The 22,782-nt window shown below is 55.1% G+C and carries 16 protein-coding genes; 8 read left to right on the top strand and 8 right to left on the bottom strand.

Annotated elements, in window-relative coordinates:
* Positions 1-95: 95 nt before the first annotated feature.
* Both cytR and priA read right to left on the bottom strand, forming a co-directional pair.
* Positions 96-1,133 (bottom strand): DNA-binding transcriptional regulator CytR, encoded by a 1,038-nt coding sequence (cytR, locus tag ACN1CO_RS22060; RefSeq protein WP_419140684.1) that lies wholly within the window; start codon positions 1,131-1,133, stop codon positions 96-98.
* Between the two features lie 164 nt (positions 1,134-1,297).
* Positions 1,298-3,493 carry a primosomal protein N' gene (priA, locus tag ACN1CO_RS22065; RefSeq protein WP_419140685.1) on the bottom strand — a complete coding sequence of 732 codons (2,196 nt, stop codon included), beginning with the start codon at positions 3,491-3,493 and terminating at the stop codon, positions 1,298-1,300.
* A 225-nt stretch (positions 3,494-3,718) separates the two neighbouring features.
* On the opposite strand from priA, the gene rpmE reads away from it, so the two are divergent.
* Positions 3,719-3,934 carry a 50S ribosomal protein L31 gene (gene rpmE, locus ACN1CO_RS22070; protein WP_003851227.1) on the top strand — a complete coding sequence of 72 codons (216 nt, stop codon included), beginning with the start codon at positions 3,719-3,721 and terminating at the stop codon, positions 3,932-3,934.
* Positions 3,935-4,008: 74 nt separating this feature from the next.
* On the opposite strand, the gene ACN1CO_RS22075 is transcribed toward rpmE, so the two are convergent.
* From ACN1CO_RS22075 to metJ, 3 genes are all read right to left on the bottom strand, one after another.
* Positions 4,009-5,613 carry a filamentous hemagglutinin N-terminal domain-containing protein gene (locus ACN1CO_RS22075; RefSeq protein ID WP_419140686.1) on the bottom strand — a complete coding sequence of 535 codons (1,605 nt, stop codon included), beginning with the start codon at positions 5,611-5,613 and terminating at the stop codon, positions 4,009-4,011.
* A 74-nt stretch (positions 5,614-5,687) separates the two neighbouring features.
* Positions 5,688-7,403, bottom strand: coding sequence for a ShlB/FhaC/HecB family hemolysin secretion/activation protein (locus tag ACN1CO_RS22080; protein WP_419140687.1), 1,716 nt, complete (start codon positions 7,401-7,403; stop codon positions 5,688-5,690).
* 289 nt (positions 7,404-7,692) lie between these two features.
* The gene (gene metJ, locus ACN1CO_RS22085) at positions 7,693-8,010 is read right to left on the bottom strand and encodes a met regulon transcriptional regulator MetJ (protein ID WP_009088019.1); all 318 of its coding nucleotides are present in this window, start codon (positions 8,008-8,010) and stop codon (positions 7,693-7,695) included.
* A gap of 273 nt (positions 8,011-8,283) precedes the next feature.
* Here metJ and metB point away from each other — a divergent pair, with 273 nt between their 5' ends.
* The 3 genes from metB to metF all read left to right on the top strand — a co-directional run bounded on the left by metB (position 8,284) and on the right by metF (position 12,985).
* Positions 8,284-9,444: a cystathionine gamma-synthase gene (metB, locus tag ACN1CO_RS22090; protein ID WP_419140688.1), complete on the top strand. Its 1,161-nt coding sequence runs from the start codon at positions 8,284-8,286 to the stop codon at positions 9,442-9,444.
* A gap of 2 nt (positions 9,445-9,446) precedes the next feature.
* Positions 9,447-11,882: a bifunctional aspartate kinase/homoserine dehydrogenase II gene (locus tag ACN1CO_RS22095; protein WP_419140689.1), complete on the top strand. Its 2,436-nt coding sequence runs from the start codon at positions 9,447-9,449 to the stop codon at positions 11,880-11,882.
* 203 nt (positions 11,883-12,085) lie between these two features.
* Complete coding sequence (gene metF / locus ACN1CO_RS22100) at positions 12,086-12,985, top strand: methylenetetrahydrofolate reductase (protein WP_419140690.1); 900 nt, start codon at positions 12,086-12,088, stop codon at positions 12,983-12,985.
* 95 nt (positions 12,986-13,080) lie between these two features.
* On the opposite strand, the gene ppc is transcribed toward metF, so the two are convergent.
* Both ppc and argE read right to left on the bottom strand, forming a co-directional pair.
* A complete protein-coding gene (ppc, locus tag ACN1CO_RS22105; protein WP_419140691.1) occupies positions 13,081-15,732 on the bottom strand; it encodes a phosphoenolpyruvate carboxylase in 2,652 nt (883 codons plus the stop codon).
* Positions 15,733-16,085: 353 nt separating this feature from the next.
* A complete protein-coding gene (argE, locus tag ACN1CO_RS22110; protein ID WP_419140692.1) occupies positions 16,086-17,234 on the bottom strand; it encodes an acetylornithine deacetylase in 1,149 nt (382 codons plus the stop codon).
* Positions 17,235-17,401: 167 nt separating this feature from the next.
* On the opposite strand from argE, the gene argC reads away from it, so the two are divergent.
* From argC to argH, 4 genes are all read left to right on the top strand, one after another.
* Positions 17,402-18,406 (top strand): N-acetyl-gamma-glutamyl-phosphate reductase, encoded by a 1,005-nt coding sequence (argC, locus tag ACN1CO_RS22115; protein ID WP_419140693.1) that lies wholly within the window; start codon positions 17,402-17,404, stop codon positions 18,404-18,406.
* Between the two features lie 14 nt (positions 18,407-18,420).
* A complete protein-coding gene (argB, locus tag ACN1CO_RS22120) occupies positions 18,421-19,197 on the top strand; it encodes an acetylglutamate kinase (RefSeq protein WP_098052047.1) in 777 nt (258 codons plus the stop codon).
* A 24-nt stretch (positions 19,198-19,221) separates the two neighbouring features.
* On the top strand, positions 19,222-20,439 hold the full coding sequence (locus ACN1CO_RS22125) for an argininosuccinate synthase (protein WP_419140694.1): 1,218 nt from the start codon (positions 19,222-19,224) through the stop codon (positions 20,437-20,439).
* A 90-nt stretch (positions 20,440-20,529) separates the two neighbouring features.
* Positions 20,530-21,903 (top strand): argininosuccinate lyase, encoded by a 1,374-nt coding sequence (gene argH, locus ACN1CO_RS22130; protein WP_419140695.1) that lies wholly within the window; start codon positions 20,530-20,532, stop codon positions 21,901-21,903.
* A 120-nt stretch (positions 21,904-22,023) separates the two neighbouring features.
* On the opposite strand, the gene ACN1CO_RS22135 is transcribed toward argH, so the two are convergent.
* Positions 22,024-22,758, bottom strand: coding sequence for a glutathione peroxidase (locus tag ACN1CO_RS22135; protein ID WP_419140696.1), 735 nt, complete (start codon positions 22,756-22,758; stop codon positions 22,024-22,026).
* Positions 22,759-22,782: the final 24 nt, after the last annotated feature.

Here is a 22,782-nt window from a genome sequence, read left to right on the forward strand (position 1 = left end):
CGCCCGGCAAGGAGTCCGCCATGTTACTTAAGGGTCGGAACTTTGACCAGCAGTGTTCGCTTTAAGAATCTACTGAAAAAATCAGACGAATACGCTTATTTTTCACGCTTTTTTGCTCGCGCCGTGCTGCCACGAATGGTTAAACCGGCGTCCAGCAGCCGTGATCCGCTGATCACCCGTTTGCCATTCAACTCATCCAGCAGCAGAAGCATCGCTTCCCGGCCTATCTGGTAGCGTGGCTGGGTGACCGTGGTTAGTGGCGGCTCGCAGTAACGGGATAGCTCAATGTCATCGAATCCGACGACAGAGAGATCTTCTGGTATTCGCAATCCACAGCGTCTGGCCTGAGTCATCGCCCCCAGCGCCATGATATCGCTGTGGCAGAACAGGGCACGTGGCGGTTGCGGCAGAGTCATCAACTGATTCATGGCGGCAACGCCCGCCTCAAACGTAAAGTCGCCGCGCACAATATAGGTGGGGTCGACCGTCAGCCCGCTGCGGCGCATCGCCTGCACATACCCCTGCAGACGATACTGGCAGAGCGGCATCTCTTCCGGCCCGGCGATACAGGCGATATGCGTGTGACCCAACTGCAGTAAATGATTAACCGCTTCGAACGCGGCGGTCAGGTTATCAATGTGAACCGTGGGCAGCGACATTTCCGGCGCAAACTCATTCGCCATCACCATCGGAGGCAGGTTGCGTTGCTCATCAACGCTGGCATCAAAGGGCAGCTGTGAGCCGAGCAGCACCATGCCATCGATCTGTCGCGTGACCATCAGGTTGAGAAAGGTTCTCTCCTGCTGATTCTGATGGGCGCAGTCGCCAATCAGTACCAGGTAGCCCTCTTCAGCTGCCGTGACTTCGACGCCACGAATGATTTCACTAAAGAAGGGATCGCAGATGTCAGGGACAATGACCAGGATGGTACGCGTTTCATTGCGACGCGCGTTGCGCGTGGGGCCATGTGCCGCATAGCCGACGGCGGCAACCGCCTGCTCGACTTTCTGGCGGGTGGCCGCAGAAACCTTCTCCGGATTCATCAGCGCACGCGATACGGTGGCGGTTGAGACGCCCGCGTGTTCCGCGACATCCTTCATCGTGGCGGCGGGCGGTTGTTGATTCTGCTCCAACACATGCTCCTGACGCGTTATGGCGCGTTCGATTCTGTTTTTGCCTGACCTGAAGGCAAACCGGGCAACATTGTTAACGATTGCCCGGCTGGTTGTTACTTAATTTGCATAAAAATTGTGACTTATGCGACATTTTTCGATCTGGCTCGCAGTGTCGGAAAAAATCAGCTCTCTGTCGGATCAATATCCAGCGTCCATTTCACTTTGCGCGCGGCGGGCAGCGTGGAAACCAGCGGCAATGAACTGCTCAGCAACTGTTGCAGACGCTGCCGGGAAGGATGCTGAAGCAGCAGCTGCCAGCGCCAGCGTCCACTGCGTTTAGGCTGCAGGGCAGGTAATGGACCCATAAACCACATCGCCTTGTCATTCAGCGGGCTCGCTTCCAGTAAATTGCGGAGTTGCTGCAGGAATTCCGCCGCCTGCTGGTTATCCATATCTTCCGCGCGGAACAGAGCATGGCGGCTCCAGGGCGGCAGGTGAACTGCCTGTCGCTCCAGCAGTGCCTGCTGGGCGAACGCTGAATAACCCTGGTGCAGCAGCGTCTGCAGTAACGGATGTTCCGGATGGTGTGTCTGCAGCAGCACCTCGCCCTGTTTGCCGGCACGGCCAGCGCGACCGGCGACCTGGGTATAGAGCTGCGCAAAGCGTTCTGCCGCACGAAAATCGGCTGAGAACAGTGCGCCATCCACATCCAGCAGCGACACCAGCGTGACATCGGGGAAGTGGTGGCCTTTAGCCAGCATCTGAGTGCCGACCAGGATGCGTGCGCCGCCGCGATGGACATCAGCCAGATGCTGCTCCAGCGCGCCTTTGCGGCTGGTAGTATCACGATCGATTCGCGACACCGGCACGCCAGGGAAGAGTGTGCCGAGTTGCTGCTCCAGTTGCTCAGTGCCGACGCCTACCGGCAGCAGATGGGTTGAACCACACTGCGGGCATTGATTAGGCAGCGGACGCTGGCTGTCGCAATGGTGGCAGCGAAGCTGGCGATGATGCTGATGCAGCGTGTAGTAGCGGTCACAGCGGGTACATTCGGCAATCCATCCGCAGTCGTGACAGAGCAGGGCGGGCGAAAAGCCGCGACGGTTAAGAAACAGCAGCACCTGGTTATCGGCCTGAAGGTGCTGGCGCATTTTACCAATCAGGCCCGGAGCCAGGCCGCCAATCAGCTGTACGCCTTTTAAGTCGATCAGCTGTTGCAACGCCGTTTTGGCGTTACCGGCACGCTTAGTGAGGTCGAGCTGGCGGTACTTGCCGCTGCGGACATTGTGCAGGGTCTCCAGCGCGGGCGTCGCGGATCCCATAACAATCGGGATATCTTCTTCATGCGCGCGGAACACAGCCAGGTCGCGCGCCTGATAACGCCAGCCCTCCTGCTGTTTATAAGAGCTGTCATGTTCTTCATCAATAATAATGACGCCAGGACGTGCCATGGGTGTAAACAGGGCCGATCGGGTGCCAATCACAATCGCCGTTTCGCCGCGCCGCGCACGTAACCAGACCGCCAGCCGCTCACTGTCATTTAAGGCGGAGTGCAGCACATCGATGGGCGCATCAAAACGTTCGCGAAAGCGGGCGATAGTCTGCGGGGTTAAGCCAATCTCCGGCACCAGCACCAGCGCCTGTTTACCACGCGCCAGCACATTTTCCAGCACGCTGAGGTAAACCTCTGTTTTACCGGAGCCGGTGATGCCCGCCAGCAGCCACGCAGCATAATGTTCATCATCTGCCCGAATCGCACCTACGGCCATCGCCTGATCCGTATTGAGACGCAGACGTTCGCCTTTCACGGCATAAGTGGTGCGCCAGTCGTGCATCTGCGGCTGATGTTCATGCAGTTCGCATAGCCCTTTGGCCCGCAGTGCCTGCAGCGTCGCCTCCGTCAGATCGTGTTCAGTGACCTGATGACGATAAAGCGGCTGCTGACGCAGAGCAGCCAGCGCCTGCTGCTGTTTTGGTGCCCGCTTTAAACTTTCCGGTGCCGTCGCCCGGCCCTGCTCGGTAATTTCCCAGCGCCACAGGGGATTGTCCTGCGCCGCTTTGCCCTGGCGCAGCAGCACCGGAATCGCGTGGCTCAGCACTTCTCCCTGCGGCGAGTGATAGTAGCTGGCGGCCCAGTTAAGGATACGCCACAGCGACGGCGGATAGAGTGACTCGCTATCCAGCACCTCGATCACGCGCTTGAGTTGCGCTTCCGGCAGATCGCTGCTGTCACGAAAGGCGACCACAATCCCGATCATCCTGCGATTGCCAAAGGGCACACTCACGCGACCGCCAATGACCGGCTGCGCCCCCTGGGGCGGCAGATAATCAAACAGGCGGGGCAAGGGGACGGGCAGGGCGACCTGGACTACGGGCATAACTCTCTCTTTCCGGCTCAATCATCGGGGAAGCTAGTGTACACGCTGACCCTGATGGCGGGTATCTCAGCATATATTTGCAGCAATCAGAACTTACCTGTATAATATGCCGCCTTCGGTGAGAAAGATCTTGCCGGAGTACACCCTATAATGTTCAACCGCGTGTGGTGCTGTGCAGGTTAACGCCTGGCACGGAGAGCGACACGGCCTTCTATGAGGTTTCCCATGAAACAAGGTATTCACCCGAAATACGAAGCAGTTACTATCAAATGTACCTGCGGCAACGAGATCCACACCCGTTCAACACTGACTCACGAGCTGAACCTGGACGTTTGTGGCAAATGCCACCCGTTCTATACCGGTAAGCAGCGTGAAGTGGCAACTGGTGGCCGTGTTGACCGCTTTAACAAGCGTTTCAGCGTGCCAGGCGCTAAAAAATAAGATTAAAAGGCACCTGAACCTGCGGGTTCGGCGGCAAGAAAAAACCCAGCTTCGGCTGGGTTTTTTTATGGCTGTTACAGGCTGGTGTCTGTTGCCGGGGTCGCCGCAGGCTTATTCAGTTCAAGTACCTGAGTCGTATAGTTACCATCTAAATCACCAATGGCGGCGATCTTCGGTGCGGTAATCGTGATTTTATCGGCTGACATCGTGCCTTTACTGCACAGCACCCAGAGTAAACAGGATGAGTTACTGATTTTCTCGTCTGTCGCCAGTGTCAGCGTTCCCGCCTTCATGGTACCGCTATTAGAGATGCCGTTTTTACCCGACACGTTTAACAGTCCGGTTGTCTGCATGACGCCCTGATTGCGGACCTCATTCGCCACGACAGAGGCATTCTGAGCGGTCAGAGTCGCCGCGTTAGAGACCTTTGTCGCAGAAACATAGGCTGTACCCTGTGAAGTCACGTCTCCGCCAGACAGGAGGCTGACCTCTTTAACGGCGTTCATGCTGAGATTACCTGCCTGGATCGAGCCAGAATTGAGCAGGCTGGTATTGGCGACGGCGGTGACGACGCCATTAACCGTGTTATAACCTGTCTGCATGGCCAGGGTTTTTGGTGTGGTAATTGTTCCTCTGTTCTCAATATTACCGGCCAGAGAAACAATATTTACATCACCAGCAGCATCAATTTGCGCATTATTGTTGTTGGAAATTTTTCCCAGGCTGACGATCGTGGCGTAATCCGTCGTTTTAATGGTGCCGTTATTGGTGAACGCGTCCGTTGTCTGCATAACAGCCTGGCTGGCAGACAGCGTTCCTCTGTTCGTTATGCTGCCGCCTGCGGTAGCGCTCAGCAGTGCGGTTTCAATAGTGCCGCTGTTGGTTAATGCGCCATTAGCTGCAATGTAGAGATTAGTCGCATTCAGTACGCCGCTGTTATTGACACCCGCACCGGCATCAGTAGTTTGCAGCTGAATAATTCCCGCAGTTGCCCCACCCAGCGCGCTGACATCAATGGTGTTGCCGTAGGCTTTGGCCGTTCCACTCGCTGTCGCTGAACCGGAAGTAATATTGTAATCATAGATACCGGCAATCGCTTTCAATTGAGTGGTATCGATCTGTCCCTGGATATTAATTTTCTGCGCCAGCAGGTCGGTGTAATCGGCACCTTTCAGACCATCACCATTAACAGTAATTGTGCTTTTCGCCACATTGAAACCAGTCAATGCACCATCGGTAAAGGTGGGCGTTCCGGTAGTCAGCGTTGCGCGTCCGGTGTTGATGAAGCTACAGCCAGAGCAGGTAATACCATTCGGGTTAGCGATAATGACATCCGCTTTTTGACCGGCGACTTCAATATACCCGTTCAGTGAAGATGAGCTTTTTGAGATAACTTCATTCAGGATAAGGCTGGCTGACTTATCCAGATTGCTGTTTCGCGCAAGATTACCTTTGTCACGCACTAAATCTGTGGTGCTATTATTCAGGACCATTCCATCACTGGTGACGTTAAAGTTCTGATACATATTGTGTGAAAGACCATTTGCATCAGCCTGGTTAATATTAACGACGGTCGATCCATTTGCATGGGTGTAAGTGTTGAGTGCAGCCAGCGCAGGCTGGCTGCACAGTGTGGCCACGGTAGCCAGGAATACCAGGTTAAACTTATGCTTCTTCATTATCTCTATCCTTTTTTTTTGTGAGTGTGTTAATTTTTTAAAGCTGTTTTTTTATTAAAAAATCTCCATCTTTTTTAATATTTCCATTGCAATGAAAACCCCAGCGTCAGTGGATCGGTGTGAAAGGCCTGAGGTTTTTTAAGTGGGGTACCGGCAAAAAGATCAAAACGTGTTTGCAGGAGCGTTCCCCGCAGGCCGACAACGCTGCCTATGACGGTTTTTCCGGTGTAATACTGCTGGTTGTAATTGCCATAGACCTGGCCTGCATCAACACCGATATAAGGCTGAACCGGTTTGCCGGGTATTATCCAGCTGAGATCGTTGCGCCAGTACCATCCCTTATTGTCCTGAAGGGAGTATTCGCCATCGAAACCGCGCACCGTCCAGCGGTTTGCCAGCGAAAAGCGGTTGAGTGACGACAGGCTATCGGGCGAATATTGCAGGCTGAAGTGAGGGGAGTAGTTCAGCCAGTTTTCATAGACACGAAAGTTAACTGAACCTTCCACATCTAAAGTGACAATCCGGCCTTGCTTATCAATGAGTCCATACTCCTGCTCAACAGTATTGCTGCTGTTAAACCAGGGCATCTTTCTTTGATAACTTAGCGTGGTTGCGAGACCCGCATTATCGACATTGATTTGATGTTGCAGCACCGCTTTCCAGCCCGCACTTCTTTTATGCATGCTGACGAGGTCTAAATCATCCAGAGAGTAACGCGATTCCGCATCGAATATTTGCAGGCCAACCGTGCTGGTCTGATTTACGGTTCGTGAAATCAGTCGATTGAGCTGCGCACTGTAATAACGGTTCTTATTATTCAGCGTCCATTTTGCCCAGTTTCCGGTCATAAATTGCCGGTAGTCACTGTGGCTGGCGTAGAGATCGAGCCACCAGTAACCCCATGGAATTGAATAACCTATCGATTTATTACCGTTACCTTTTATCGTATGTTTCGGGGCAATATCGTGGCCATAAGAGACATAAAGGGTGTCACTTAGTGAGGTGATATTATTCAGATAGAGCGCTGCACCACCCTGATAACGGCCGGTTGCAACCGAGCCAGCATCATTGAGCCATGCGCCCACCTGCCAGTATTTATCCTGCCTGCGCTGGATATAGATGTCACTTTCACCTTTGCCACTGCCAGGCACCAGATTGACGTTAACCTGCGATCCCGGCACTCGCTGAAGATTAAGACTACCCTGCTCAAGATCGCTGAGTTCAAGGATATCCCCCGCTTTGAACGGTAATGTGTTGGTTAAATTAATATAGTCGTCCCCGGATTTATTAAGGACGATTTTCCCCACTTTACCGGCGTTAATCTTAAACGTTAACTCGCGGCCTGAAAGATTCTGATCGGGTAAATCAACACGTGTGGTGATATATCCCAGTTTGATGATTTCATTCTGCAGAGTTTTTGCCAGCAATCTTATACCCGCAATACCCAGACATTTTCCTTCTGCCTGAGAAGTAAAATACCTTAATTTTTCCAGGTGAAGTTTTTTGCTATCCTGGTTTAAAGAGACTTTATCGATGAGATAGCAGTTTTCTTCATGCGGAAAGGGAATCTCTTCTGGCCTGAAGCGCTGTTGTTCAGATGCTGCCCGCTGTGGTTCAGGCATCAGTTGCTCTTTACGTACCCGATCCTGTTGCAGCGCATTGATATTCCCATTTGGCTCTGTGAGCGCGGGTGCAGCTTTCACCCGATCGGAAAAAGAGAGGGCTACTGTGGCGACGAAGATAATAATAAAGGCGGATGCAGATGACGTTATTTTATATTTAATGCTCATTTTCTTTCCGTGAAATAGTCGCTCTGACAAAATTTTACGGATGCAGATAATAGTGAACAATAGTAATTATTCTATTGTCTGAATAAAAAGGCATTCTTATTGCAACAGAAATAACGGAATAATATGAGAACAGGCTGGATTTTTATGATAACGCTGACGGGGAATATTTATAAAAGGTCAGTTAGGCTGCGGAAATCAGGATAGTCCGGGTCAGAACAGGTGAGGGGAGCGACTCCTGAGCGGAGCCTGCTCCTCTGAAGCGGGGTTAAGCGAAAACGGCCTGTGGGGATTAATATTCCCAGGTATCAGGATCGACACCCATCTGGCGCATGATTGCTTTTGCTTCTTCCGGAATCTCATCACTGCGCTCTTTACGCAGGTCGACGTCATCCGGCAGCGGTTGGCCCGTAAAGGCATGTAAAAAGGCTTCGCAAAGCAGCTCGCTGTTGGTGGCGTGACGCAGGTTGTTCACCTGACGACGGGTACGCTCATCCGTTAAAATCTTCAGCACGCTCAATGGGATAGATACTGTAATCTTCTTGACCTGCTCGCTCTTCTTACCGTGCTCAGCGTACGGGCTGATATATTCGCCGTTCCATTCAGCCATGGGTTACCTTAATTAATAAACGTTAAATGTGAGGAAATCAGCGGATTATGCCTGATTTTTTCCTGCCTGACCCCTGATATGGCGGGTTTTCTTCGCTCACTGCCTTTGCATCACAGAGGGGAACGCCAGGCGATGACGCATGATTTTAGCGGTTATTGCGTTTTTGCTCAATCTATACGCAAAGACATTTAGATGTCCAGATGTATTGACGTCTAATTCGAGGGTGATATCCTGTGGCTTACATTTTATTCACTCTTCAGGAACAATTCGCTCATGACGCGTAAACCGGCAACCATCGCAGTGCGCAGCGGTTTGAATGATGACGAGCAATATGGCTGCGTTGTCCCGCCCATCCACCTCTCAACGACCTATAACTTCCTGGATTTCAACGAGCCTCGTGCGCATGACTACTCCCGTCGTGGTAACCCCACGCGTGATGTTGTACAGCGTACCCTGGCCGAACTGGAAGGGGGAGCGGGCGCGGTATTAACTAATACCGGGATGTCGGCGATTCACCTGGTCACGACGGTGTTCCTGAAGCCTGGCGATCTGCTGGTTGCGCCACACGACTGTTATGGCGGCAGCTATCGGCTGTTTGACAGCCTGAGCAAGCGCGGCGCGTATCGGGTGAAATTTGTCGATCAGGGCGACCCGGTGGCGCTGCAGGCGGCACTGGATGAAAACCCTAAACTGGTGCTGATTGAAAGCCCCAGCAATCCGCTGCTGCGCGTCGTGGATATCAGCGCGATTTGCGCCGCTGCGCGTGCGGCAGGTGCCATCAGCGTGGTGGACAACACCTTTATGAGCCCGGCGCTGCAGAACCCTCTGGCGCTGGGTGCAGACCTGGTGATCCACTCCTGTACCAAATACCTCAATGGCCACTCCGATGTCGTCGCGGGCGCGGTGATTGCCAAAGATCCGCAACTGGCAACCGACCTGGCCTGGTGGGCGAATAACATTGGTGTGACCGGCGCGGCATTTGACAGCTATCTGCTGCTGCGCGGGATTCGTACGCTGTCGCCGCGCATTGCGGCTGCACAACGCAACGCACTCGCGATTGTTGAGTATCTGAAGCAGCAGAAGCTGGTGAAAAAGTTGTATCATCCTTCGCTGCCGGAAAACGCCGGACACGAACATGCCGTACGTCAGCAGCGCGGCTTTGGTGCCATGCTGAGTTTCGAGGTCGACGGTGATGAGGCGCTGCTGCGTCGCTTCCTCAAAGCGTTGAAGCTGTTTACGCTGGCGGAATCGCTGGGTGGAGTAGAGAGTCTGATCTCCCATACCGCCACCATGACGCACGCGGGGATGTCGGCAGAAGCACGCGCGGCAGCGGGCATTTCCGATACGCTGCTAAGGGTTTCTGTCGGTATTGAAGATCACGAAGATTTAATTGCCGATCTGGATAATGCATTCCGGGTCGCAGCCGAGGGTTAAGCATGACGATTTCAGCAGGCGCGGGAACGCCGAACATCAGGCAGTTGCATAAGTTTGGCGGCAGCAGCCTGGCCGATGCGCGCTGCTATCAGCGTGTTGCCAGCATCATGGCGGACTACAGCCAGCCGGGCGATCTGATGGTGGTCTCTGCGGCAGGCTCAACGACTAACCAGCTGATTAGCTGGCTGAAGCTGAGCCAGAACGATCGCCTCTCTGCGCACCAGGTGCAACAGGCTTTACGGCGCTACCAGAGCGAGCTGATCAGTGCGCTGCTGCCTGCTGAGATCGCCGAACCTTTAATCACCGCGTTTATCCGCGATCTGGAAAAGCTGGCTACCCTGCTGGATGCGCCGATCACCGATGCAGTCTATGCCGAAGTGGTCGGACACGGTGAAGTCTGGTCGGCACGCCTGATGTCAGCGGTGCTGAGCCAGCGTGACCTGCAGGCCTGCTGGCTGGATGCGCGTGAGTTTCTGCGCGCTGAACGTGCTGCTCAGCCGCAGGTGGATGAAGGCAAATCCTGGCCGCTGCTGCAGACTCTGCTGGCGCAGCATCCGCACAAGCGCATCGTGGTGACCGGATTTATCAGCCGCAACGACGCCGGTGAGACTGTCCTGCTTGGCCGCAACGGCTCCGACTATTCCGCTACGCAGATTGGTGCGCTGGCGGGTGTCGGACGCGTGACCATCTGGAGCGATGTGGCGGGCGTTTACAGCGCCGATCCTCGCAAAGTCTCTGATGCCTGTCTGCTGCCGCTGTTAAGGCTGGATGAAGCCAGTGAGCTGGCGCGTCTGGCCGCACCGGTGCTGCATACGCGTACTTTGCAGCCAGTTTCGGGCAGCGATATCGACCTGCAACTGCGCTGCAGTTATCAGCCGGAGCAGGGCTCAACCCGAATTGAACGCGTGCTGGCCTCCGGGACAGGCGCGCGTATCGTCACCAGCCATGACGATGTTTGCCTGATTGAGTTTCAGCTGCCAGAGCAGCATGACTTCGCCATCCTGCACAAAGAGATCGACCTGCTGCTGAAGCGCGCGCAGCTGCGTCCGCTGGCGTTTGGCGTTCATCCTGATCGTCAGCTGCTGCAACTCTGTTATACCTCCGAAGTGGTCAACAGCGCCTTTACGCTGCTACAGGATGCCGGTTTACCGGGCCATCTGCAGCTGCGCGACGGACTGGCGCTGGTGGCGCTGGTAGGTGCAGGCGTTACCCGCAATCCGCTGCATACCCATCGCTTCTGGCAGCAGTTAAAAGATCAGCCGGTTGAGTTCATCTGGCAGTCAGAAGATCACATCAGCGTGGTTGCGGTGCTGCGCGTCGGCCCGACTCAGCATCTGATTCAGGGACTGCATCAGTCGCTGTTCCGGGCAGAGAAACGCATTGGTCTGATGCTGTTTGGCAAAGGCAATATCGGTTCACGCTGGCTGGAGCTGTTTGCCCGCGATCAGGAAACGCTGTCAGCGCGTACTGGCTTTGAATTTGTGCTGGCGGGCGTCGCGGACAGCCGTCGCAGCCTGCTGAGCTATGAGGGGCTTGATGCCAGCCGGGCACTCGCCTTCTTTGATGATGAAGCGGTGGAACGTGATGAAGAGTCGCTGTTCCTCTGGATGCGTGCTCACCCGTTTGATGACCTGGTGGTGCTGGATGTCACCGCCAGCACACCGCTGGCGCAGCAATATCTCGACTTTGCCAGCCACGGTTTTCACGTGATCAGTGCTAATAAAGTCGCAGGTGCGTCTGACAGTCAGACCTGGCGGCAGATTCGTGATGCCTTTACCAAAACCGGGCGTCACTGGCTCTATAACGCCACCGTTGGTGCAGGCCTGCCGATCAACTACACGGTGCGCGATCTGCGTGACAGCGGGGATACCATCCTGGCGATCAGCGGGATCTTCTCAGGGACGCTGTCCTGGCTGTTTCTGCAGTTTGATGGCACGGTGCCGTTTACCGAGCTGGTGGATCAGGCCTGGCAGCAGGGCTTAACCGAGCCCGATCCGCGCGCCGATCTCTCGGGTCAGGATGTCATGCGTAAGCTGGTAATCCTGGCGCGTGAGGCAGGTTACAACATCGAGCCGGATCAGGTGCGGGTGGAATCGCTGGTGCCGGTCAACTGTCAGCAGGGCTCTGTGGACCACTTCTTCGAGAATGGCGAAGAGCTGAACGAGCAGATGCTGCAACGGCTGGAAGCCGCGCAGGAGATGGACCTGGTGCTGCGTTACGTTGCCCGTTTTGATGCCAACGGCAAGGCGCGCGTGGGGGTGGAAGCGGTGCGTCCGGAACATCCGCTGGCCTCGCTGTTGCCCTGCGACAACGTCTTTGCGATTGAGAGTCGCTGGTACCGCGATAATCCGCTGGTGATCCGTGGACCAGGTGCAGGCCGGGATGTCACCGCTGGAGCCATCCAGTCAGATATTAATCGTCTGGCCCAATTGCTGTAACTTCTCCTCCTCAGGCGCTTCGGCGCCTGTTTTCAATGCCTTATCTCGCCCCCTATTGAAATCCCTTCATGTTGCTTGAAAATTGATCACGGTTGTTGACCATTTTTACGTTGACGGCACGCTCTGATTACGTCATTTTGAACATCTGGACGTCTAAACGTGTAGATGTTCGCAGGCCGATTGTTAATCGATGAGGGTGCAGGATGAGTTTCTTTCATGCCAATCAGCGCGAAGCGCTAAACCAGAGCCTGGCTGAGCTGAACGGGCAAATTAATGTTTCATTCGAGTTCTTCCCGCCTCGTACCAGCGAAATGGAAGAAACCCTGTGGACCTCCATCGATCGTCTGAGCAGCCTGAAGCCGAAATTCGTCTCTGTGACCTACGGCGCTAACTCAGGCGAACGCGATCGCACTCATAGCATTATCAAAGGCATTAAAGATCGCACCGGTCTGGAGGCGGCACCCCATCTGACCTGTGTCGATGCCACGCGGGATGAACTGCGCACTATCGCTCAGGATTACTGGAACAACGGCATCCGTCACATTGTGGCGCTGCGTGGCGACCTGCCGCCTGGCAGCGGTAAGCCAGAAATGTACGGCAGCGATCTGGTGTCGCTGCTGAAAGAGGTCGGCGATTTTGATATTTCCGTCGCGGCTTATCCGGAAGTTCATCCCGAAGCGAAAAGCGCCCAGGCCGATCTGATTAACCTGAAGCGAAAAATTGACGCAGGTGCCAACCGGGCCATTACCCAGTTCTTCTTCGACGTCGAAAGCTATCTGCGTTTTCGCGATCGCTGTGTTTCGACCGGAATCGACGTGGAAATTGTGCCGGGCATTCTGCCGGTCTCTAACTTTAAGCAGCTGCAACGCTTTGCCACGCTGACTAATGTGCGCGTGCCGGGCTGGATGAGCGCGATGTTTGCCGGTCTGGATGATGATCCGGAAACGCGCAAAATGGTGGGTGCCAATATCGCGATGGATATGGTGAAAATCCTGTCACGCGAAGGGGTGAAAGATTTCCATTTTTACACGCTGAACCGTGCCGAAATGAGTTACGCCATCTGCCACACTTTAGGCGTGCGTCCTTCAGCAGCAGCGGCTTAACTGCTCCGTTTCAGCCAATAAAAAAGTCGGGAAAGTCCCGACTTTTTTGTTTTTGCAGAGGGGTGGCACTGACAATGGTCAGCGCCCGACCATGATTAACCGGTATTACGCATACCTGCTGCCACACCCGCAATCGTCACCATCAGCGCCTGTTCAACGCGGGCATCCGGCTCATCGCCACGCGCTTCCTGCGCACGTGAACGATGCAGCAGTTCTGCCTGGAGTACGTTAAGCGGATCGGTATAGACGTTACGCAGCGCAATCGACTCAGCAATCCACGGCTGGTCAGCCATCAGATGTGAGTCATTGGCAATGGTCAGTACCGCTTTGATATCAGCAGCAAGCTGATCGCGCAGCTGTTTGCCCAGCGGCCAGAGTGATTTATCGACCAGACGCTGATCGTAATATTCCGCCAGCCACAAATCGGCTTTCGAGAAGACCATCTCCAGCATTCCCAGACGGGTCGAGAAGAATGGCCAGTCGCGACACATCGCTTCCAGCTGATCCTGATGACCGGCCGCCATCGCCTGCTGCAGGGCAGCGCCGGCACCCAGCCAGGCGGGCAGCATCAGACGGTTCTGCGTCCAGGCGAAAATCCACGGAATCGCACGCAGCGACTCGACACCGCCGGTAGGCCGGCGTTTGGCCGGACGTGAGCCCAGCGGTAATTTACCCAGCTCCTGCTCCGGCGTCGCCGAACGGAAGTAGGGCACGAAGTCCGCATTTTCACGCACATAACCGCGGTACATCGCACAGGAGTCAGCTGAGAGCTGATCCATGATGTCGCGCCATTCGCGTTTTGGCTCCGGCGGTGGCATCAGGTTCGCTTCCAGAATCGCGCCGGTGTAGAGCGACAGGCTGGCGATGGTGACAGCCGGTAAACCATATTTAAAGCGGATCATCTCACCCTGTTCAGTCACACGCAGACCGCCGCGCAGGCTTCCTGGCGGTTGTGACAGCAGTGCAGCATGAGCAGGCGCGCCGCCACGTCCAATGCTGCCGCCGCGTCCGTGGAACAGCGTCAGTGAAATCCCGGCCTTCTCGCAGGTTTTAATCAGCGCATCCTGCGCCTGATATTGCGCCCAGCTGGCGGCCATCACACCGGCATCTTTCGCCGAGTCAGAATAGCCAATCATCACCATCTGTTTGCCCTGAATAAAGCCGCGATACCAGTCGATGCTCAGCAGCTGGCTCATCACGTCGTTCGCGTTGTTCAGGTCATCAAGCGTTTCAAACAGCGGGGCAACCGGCATGGCATAGCCGATACCCGCTTCTTTCAGCAGCAGATGCACGGCCAGCACGTCAGACGGGGTTTTCGCCATCGAAATAACATAGGCGGCAATAGAACCCTGCGGGGCTTCCGCCGCGACGCGACAGGTCTCCAGCACTTCACGCGTCTCATCGCTCGGTTCCCAGGTGCGAGGCAGCAGCGGGCGTTTGGAGTTCAGTTCACGGATCAGGAAGGCCTGCTTGTCGGCTTCGGACCAGCTTTCATAATCGCCGAGACCCAGATAGCGGGTCACTTCAGCAATCGCTTCAGTGTGACGGGTGCTCTCCTGGCGCAGATCGATACGCACCAGCGGCACGCCAAAGCATTTCACGCGGCGCAGCGTATCGAGCAACTGTCCGTTGGCGATAATGCCCATGCCGCACTGTTGCAGTGACTGATAGATGGCAAACAGCGGGTCCCACAGCTGATCGTTGGAAACCAGCAGATCGGCCGGACGCGGCAGACGTTCGCCTTTCAGGCGGCGTTCCAGGAATGACTGAGTCGTCATCAGCTGGCTGCGCAGGCGTTTCAGGATCACACGGTAAGGTTCAAGCGCCTCCGGATCGCTGCTGAGTTCGCGAATCTCTTCACTGCATTCGGACATCGACAGTTCGGAGATCAACACACCGATATCACGCAGGAACAGGTCAGTGGCTTTCCAGCGGCTCAGCTGCATCACATGGCGGGTAATCGATGCCGTAACGTTCGGATTACCGTCGCGGTCGCCACCCATCCATGAAGTGAACTGGACCGGCACGAAATCGACCGGCAGCTTAAGGCCGAACGCCTCTTCGACCTGCTCGTTCAGCTCACGCAGGAAAGCAGGTACGCCTTCCCACAGGCTGTTTTCTACGACGGCAAAGCCCCATTTGGCTTCGTCGATAGGGGTCGGACGATATTTACGGATCTCATCGGTGTGCCACGCCTGCGCCACCAACTGACGCAGACGGCGCATAATCTGGTTACGTTCGTAGTCGGAGACGTCACTGTGATCGAGCTGCTTCAGGCAGCTGTTAACTTCAACCAGCTTGTGAATCAGCGTACGACGGGTGATTTCGGTCGGGTGCGCAGTCAGCACCAGCTCCAGTGACAGTGACTCAATAGCCGCAAGGATGTCGCTTTCGCTGATATCTTTCTGCTGCTTCAGGGTATCAAAGGTCTTTTTCAGCAGTTCAGGATGGTTCTCACCCTCGCCACTCTGCGAGATGGTCTGATACTGCTCAGCCACGTTGGTGAGGTTCAGAAACTGGCTGAAAGCGCGTGCAACCGGCAGAAGCTCCTCATTGGAGAGATTCTGCAGCGTATTGAGCAGTTCTTTACGATGAGTGTCATTTCCTGCACGGGATGACTTGGAGAGCTTACGGATGGTTTCCACCTGGTCGAGGATGTTCTCTCCCAGTGCATCCTTAATCGTATCCCCGAGCAGTTTGCCGAGCATACTGACATTACTTCGCATTGCGGAATATTGTTCGTTCATTGGACCCTGACACCCTTATCGTCTTGAAAAACTTCTACACCCGACCTTTCAGGCAGCAGAAAAATCAGCAACATTGTGTTCCCGATAATCTACAGGGAACCGGCTACGTTGCCGCCTGTCCGCATTCTGAAACGTTCTGGATAATCACCCGGTGGGCATAACATCGTCTTTTATCTAGCCACGTAATGTTGCGTTCGTCAAATGCGTTAAAGTACGCTGAAGATGTGGCTAAATAACGGAAATTCGTAGAATTTATCGGGAAGCAAGCGGGATAAGTTATTCTTATTGTTAAATCCCGCAGAATGAGGGGGCATTTTGCTGTTAATACAGTGAAATGCCCCATTTGCTGTCAATCAGTGACAAAAATGCTGCACAACCTGACTGATAAGCGCCCGTGTCGGCTTAATAAATGCCGTATCGATAAATTCATCTGGCTGATGTGCCTGATTTATGGAACCCGGACCCAGGACCAGCGTCGGGCAGAGCTGCTGAATAAACGGCGCTTCGGTGCAGTAGTTCACCACCTCGGTTGGCGTACCCAGTAATTTCTCAACCACACTCACCAGCTCATGATTCGCCGGACACTCATAACCCGGAATCGGAGGATGCAGTTCGGCCACCGTGACGCGGCCAGGCCAGCGTGCACTCACGGGTGCCAGCGCCTCGTTCAGTAATCCATCCAGATCGCCCAGCGACAGACCCGGCAGCGGACGGATATCCATATGCAGTTCACAGCAGGCGCAGATACGGTTAGCGGCGTCTCCGCCATGAATGTGACCGAAATTCATGGTGGGATAGGGAATGGCAAAGCCGTCATGGTGATAACGCTCCTGCAGCGTTGTGCGCAGTTGCATCAGATGAGTGATCGACTCATGCATCAGTTCGATGGCGTTGACGCCGCGCGCCGGATCGCTGGAATGGCCCGATTTCCCCTCAATACGGATCACATTCGACAGATGCCCTTTGTGCGCGCGTACCGGTTTAAGCGAGGTCGGTTCACCGATGATGGCGCAGTCGGGGCGCAGTTGCGTCGATTCTGAGAAATATTTGGCGCCTGCCATGGTGGTCTCTTCATCGGCCGTGGCGAGGATATAGAGCGGCTTGTTCAGCGTGCTGACATCTACATCGCGCAGCGTATCAAGAATAAAGGCGAAAAAGCCTTTCATGTCTGCCGTACCCAGGCCATAGAGCTTATTCTCGTGCTCGGTCAGGGTAAAGGGATCGCGCGTCCAGCGGCCATCATCAAAGGGAACGGTATCCGTATGACCGGCTAACAGCAGGCCGCCCGCACCGGTGCCGGTGCGCGCCAGCATGTTAAATTTATTGCGGGTGCCAGGCACCGGCTGCACTTCGACGCTGAAGCCAAGGTCGCAGAACCAGCCGGCCAGCAAATTGATTAAAGTTTCATTACTCTGATCCAGTGCGGCATCGGTTGCGCTGATCGACGGTGTGGCGATTAACTGGCGGTACAGTTCAATAAAAGGCGGTAATTTTGTCTTCACTGTTGGCGGTCCTTGGGTTAGGATGTATCCATATTCATGCAGTAATAGTGAATAAAAATACATTAACGTCCTCTGCAAGGGAACCATAAATCACTGCAGATGACAGGGTGGGTAACGGGGCAAGGCCGCGACCCGGAACGTGCGACTGTAAAAAGGGTTACAGCCTGATGTTGAATACGCTGATCGTTGGTGCCAGTGGTTATGCTGGCGTAGAGCTTGCCACCTTCCTGAATCGCCATCCACATATCAACATAACCGCTTTGGCGGTTTCGGCGCAAAGCCCTGATGCCGGCAAGCGCCTGTCCGATCTCCATCCGCAGCTGAAAGGCGTGGTGGATTTGCCGCTGCAGCCGCTGAGCAGCGCGGCTGAATGGGCAGATAAAGTGGATGTGGTGTTCCTGGCGACAGCCCACGAAGTCAGCCACGATCTGGCGCCGGAATTTCTCAAGGCCGGTTGTATCGTGTTCGACCTGTCGGGCGCGTTCCGCGTGAATGACGCTGATTTTTATACCCGCTTCTATGGCTTCACCCATCAGCATAGCGACTGGCTGGACAAAGCCGTTTACGGCCTGGCGGAATATCAGCATGAGAAAATCCAGCAGGCGCAGCTGGTAGCTGTTCCGGGTTGCTACCCGACCGCCGCCCAGCTGGCACTGAAGCCACTGGTGGATGCCGGACTATTAAACGATGCGCAGTGGCCGGTCATTAACGCCACCAGCGGCGTGAGCGGTGCAGGACGTAAAGCCAATGTTGGCACCAGCTTCTGCGAAGTGAGCCTGCAGCCTTACGGTCTGTTTAATCATCGTCATCATCCGGAAATCGTCGCGCACCTCGGTACGCCGGTGATCTTCACGCCACATCTGGGAAGTTTCCCGCGAGGTATTCTGGCAACCATTACCTGCCGTCTGAAAGCGGGTGTCAGCCGCGAAGATATCGCCGCCGTTTTCCATCGCGCCTATGACAACAAACCCCTGGTGCGGCTCTATGAAAAGGGCGTACCGGCGCTGAAAGCCGTTGTGGGCCTGCCTTACTGTGATATCGGTTTTGAAGTACAGGGCGAACATCTGATTGTCGTAGCCGCCGAAGATAATCTGCTGAAAGGCGCGGCATCGCAGGCGGTACAGTGCCTGAACATCCGGTTCGGCTTCCCTGAAACGCAGTCACTGATTTAACGGACGAATAAACCATGACCAATCCATTGATTATTAAGCTGGGCGGCGTGTTGTTAGACAGCGAAGAAGCGCTGGCCCGCTTGTTTGAAGCGCTGCTGAACTATCGCAGTGCCCATCAGCGTCCCCTGATCATTGTCCACGGCGGCGGTTGCCTGGTCGATGAACTGATGAAAAAGCTGGCGCTACCGGTGATGAAGAAAAATGGCCTGCGCGTCACTCCAGCCGATCAGATCGACATCATTACCGGTGCGCTGGCGGGAACCGCAAATAAAACGCTGCTGGCCTGGGCAAAGAAATCGGGCATCAACGCGGTCGGCCTCTGCCTGGGCGATGCGGGCATCGTCAATGTCGCCCCGTTCGATGAAGAACTCGGCCATGTTGGCCACGCAACGCCGGGCGATCCGGCACTGCTGAACACCCTGCTGGCGGCCGGTTACATGCCGGTGGTGAGCTCTATTGGTATTACTGACAGCGGCGATCTGATGAACGTCAACGCTGACCAGGCGGCGACCGCACTGGCCTCGACGCTGGGCGCCGATCTGGTTCTGTTGTCAGACGTCAGTGGTATTCTCGACGGCAAAGGTCAGCGCATCGAAGAGATGACCGCCGACAAAGCTGAGCAGCTGATTACCCAGGGCATTATTACCGATGGCATGATTGTTAAAGTGCACGCTGCGCTTGATGCGGCGCGTACGCTGGGCCGTCCGGTGGATATTGCCAGCTGGCGTCACGCTGAGCGGTTGCCTGACCTGTTTAACGGCGTGTCGATTGGCACCCGGATTCTCGCTTAACGACTCTGATTCAAGGATTACGAAATGCAAACGCAAAACATCAAAAAAATCGTTCTGGCTTACTCCGGTGGTCTTGATACTTCGGCCATCATTCCATGGCTGAAAGAGAACTACGGCGGCTGTGAAGTGGTCGCTTTCGTAGCGGACATCGGTCAGGAGCGCGGCGATCTGGAAGGTGTAGAGAAGAAAGCTCTGCAGTCTGGCGCATCTGAATGTCACGTGGTTGACCTGCGTGAAGAGTTCATCAGCGACTACGTTTATCCGGTGCTGCAGACCGGTGCTCTGTATGAAGGCACCTATCTGCTGGGCACGTCTATGGCGCGTCCTATCATCGCTAAAGCGCAGGTTGAGCTGGCGCTGAAAGTGGGCGCGGATGCGCTATGTCATGGTGCAACCGGTAAAGGGAATGACCAGGTGCGTTTCGAAACCACCTACACCGCGCTGGCACCTCAGCTGAAAGTCGTGGCACCGTGGCGTGAATGGAACCTGCGTTCACGTGAAGCGCTGCTGGACTACCTGAAAGAGCGCAACATTCCGACCACCGCGTCGCTGGAAAAAATCTACAGCCGCGATGAAAACGCCTGGCACATCTCCACCGAAGGCGGCGTGCTGGAAAGCCCGGCCAATGCACCGAACAAAGATTGCTGGGTCTGGACTGTCGATCCGCTGGAAGCGCCTGACCAGCCTGAAGAAGTGACCGTGACCGTAGAGAAAGGTCGGGTTGTGGCAGTTAACGGCGAAAAACTGAGTCCGTTCCAGTGCCTGGAAAAACTGAACGTGCTGGGCGCAAAACATGGCGTCGGCCGTATCGATATCGTTGAAAACCGTCTGGTGGGCATTAAATCCCGCGGCTGCTACGAAACCCCTGGCGGTACCATCATGGTGAATGCGCTGCGTGCGGTTGAGCAGCTGGTGCTGGATCGCGATAGCTTCAAATGGCGTGAGCAACTGGGTCACGAGATGTCTTATGTGGTGTATGACGGTCGCTGGTTCGCCCCGCTGCGTAAGTCGATTCAGGCTGCTGCCGAATCACTGGCGGAAGAGGTTAACGGTGAAGTGGTGCTGCAGCTCTATAAAGGCCACGCGACTGCCACCCAGAAGCGTTCCGCGAACAGCCTCTACTCGGAAGAGTTCGCCACCTTCGGTGAAGATGAAGTCTACGATCACCGTCACGCGGGCGGCTTTATCCGTCTGTTCTCGCTCTCTTCGCGTATCCGCGCCCTGAACGAGCAGAAAAAGTAATTTTCAGGCGGGGTGCGCCTCGCCTCACAGTTTTCATTCAGGGGCGGCATTTATGCCGCCTCTTGTTTAACGATTCAGAGGAGTTTTCACATGGCACTTTGGGGTGGACGGTTTACTCAGGCAGCGGATCAGCGTTTTAAACAGTTCAATGACTCGCTGCGCTTCGATTACCGCCTGGCAGAACAGGACATCATTGGCTCTGTTGCCTGGTCCAAAGCGCTGGTGACGGTCAATGTCCTGACTCAGGATGAGCAGCAGCAACTGGAAGTAGCCCTGAATACGTTACTGGATGAAGTACGTGAGAATCCTGAGCAGATCCTGCAGAGCGACGCTGAAGATATCCACAGCTGGGTTGAAGGCAAGCTGATCGATAAAGTCGGTTCGCTGGGTAAAAAGCTGCACACCGGTCGGAGCCGTAACGATCAGGTCGCGACCGATCTGAAATTATGGTGCAAGCTGCAGATTGAAGCGCTGCTGGGTGCCACACGTGATCTGCAGCAGGCGCTGGTGGTGACTGCTGAAGCCAATCAGGATGCCGTGATGCCAGGCTACACCCACCTGCAGCGTGCGCAGCCGGTGACGTTTGCGCACTGGTGTCTGGCCTACGTTGAAATGCTGGCGCGTGATGAGAGCCGTCTGCAGGATACCCTGAAGCGGCTTGATGTCAGCCCGCTAGGCTGTGGCGCACTGGCCGGTACTGCCTACGAGATCGATCGTCAGCAGCTGGCAGGCTGGCTGGGCTTTGCTTCCGCCACGCGCAACAGTCTGGATACCGTCTCAGACCGCGATCACGTGCTGGAGCTGCTTTCTGACGCGGCTATCGGCATGGTGCATCTGTCGCGCTTTGCCGAAGATATGATCTTCTTCAACACCGGCGAGGCAGGCTTTATCGAGCTGTCAGATAAAGTGACCTCCGGCTCATCGCTGATGCCGCAGAAGAAAAACCCGGATGCACTGGAGCTGATTCGCGGCAAGTGTGGTCGGGTGCAGGGCGCATTGACCGGCATGATGATGACGCTGAAAGGTCTGCCACTGGCGTACAACAAAGATATGCAGGAAGACAAAGAGGGGCTGTTCGACGCACTCGACACCTGGCTTGACTGTCTGCATATGTCCGTGCTGGTACTGGATGGTCTGCAGGTTAAACGTCCGCGTTGTCAGGAAGCGGCTGAACAGGGCTACGCAAACTCCACCGAGCTGGCCGACTATCTGGTCGCCAAAGGCGTGCCGTTCCGTGAAGCACACCATATCGTCGGTGAAGTCGTGGTTGCCGCCATCGGGCAGGGCGTGGCGCTGGAAGCGCTGTCGCTGGCGCAGCTGCAGCAGTTCAGTGCGGTGATTGGTGAGGATGTCTATCCGATTCTGGCGCTGCAATCCTGTCTGGATAAGCGCAATGCGCAGGGCGGTGTTTCGCCACAGCAGGTTGCGCGTGCTATCGGTGACGCTAAGCAGCGTCTGGCGTAATCAGCAGGTAAAAAAAAGCGGGCACATTAAATGCCCGCCAACCTCTAGCTTCAGAATTACTACTTTTTTTATAGGCACATCATCAAAGCGCCTGCTCTCCCGGCCGACGCTCAGACTCTTTTAGGCTGACAGCAAGTATTGTTGCAGATCCTCACTACCGCCAATGTGACGACCGCCCATGAAGATTTGCGGTACCGTCGCCCGACCTGAGACGGCGCGCAGACTCACGGTTGTCGCATCCTGTCCCAGCACAATCTCTTCATACTGGATGCCATGATCCATCAGCATCTGTTTTGCCTGAGTGCAGAAGCTGCAGCCTGGCTTAGTAAAAATGGAAACCGATTCCTGGGCTTTACACTCTGGCGCCAGATAGCGCAGCATGGTGTCGGCATCGGAAACCTCAAACGGGTCGCCTGGCTTGTTCGGTTCTACAAACATTTTCTCGACCACGCCGTTGCGTACCAGCATCGAGTAGCGCCATGAGCGTGGGCCAAAGCCAAGATCGGCTTTCTCAACCAGCATCTCCATGCCACGGGTAAACTCGCCGTTGCCATCAGGGATAAAGGTAATGTTGTCGGCGCGCTGTTCTGCTTTCCATGCGTTCATCACAAAAGTGTCATTTACCGAGACGCAAAGAATACTGTCCACACCCTGCTGAGCAAACAGACCTGCTAATTCATTGTAACGTGGCAGATGGCTGGAGGAGCAGGTGGGTGTAAAGGCACCTGGCAGTGAAAAAACGATGACCGTTTTGTCTTTAAACAGCGCTTCAGTGGTCACATCGACCCAGCGATCGCCCTGACGCGTGTGAAAAATCACTGACGGAATAGCTTTACCTTCCTGACTTGCAAACATTTTTTTCTCCTGACATACCACGTT

Source organism: Pantoea sp. R13S299 (genome assembly GCF_048515925.1).
In the GTDB taxonomy this organism is placed as follows: Bacteria; Pseudomonadota; Gammaproteobacteria; order Enterobacterales; family Enterobacteriaceae; genus Pantoea.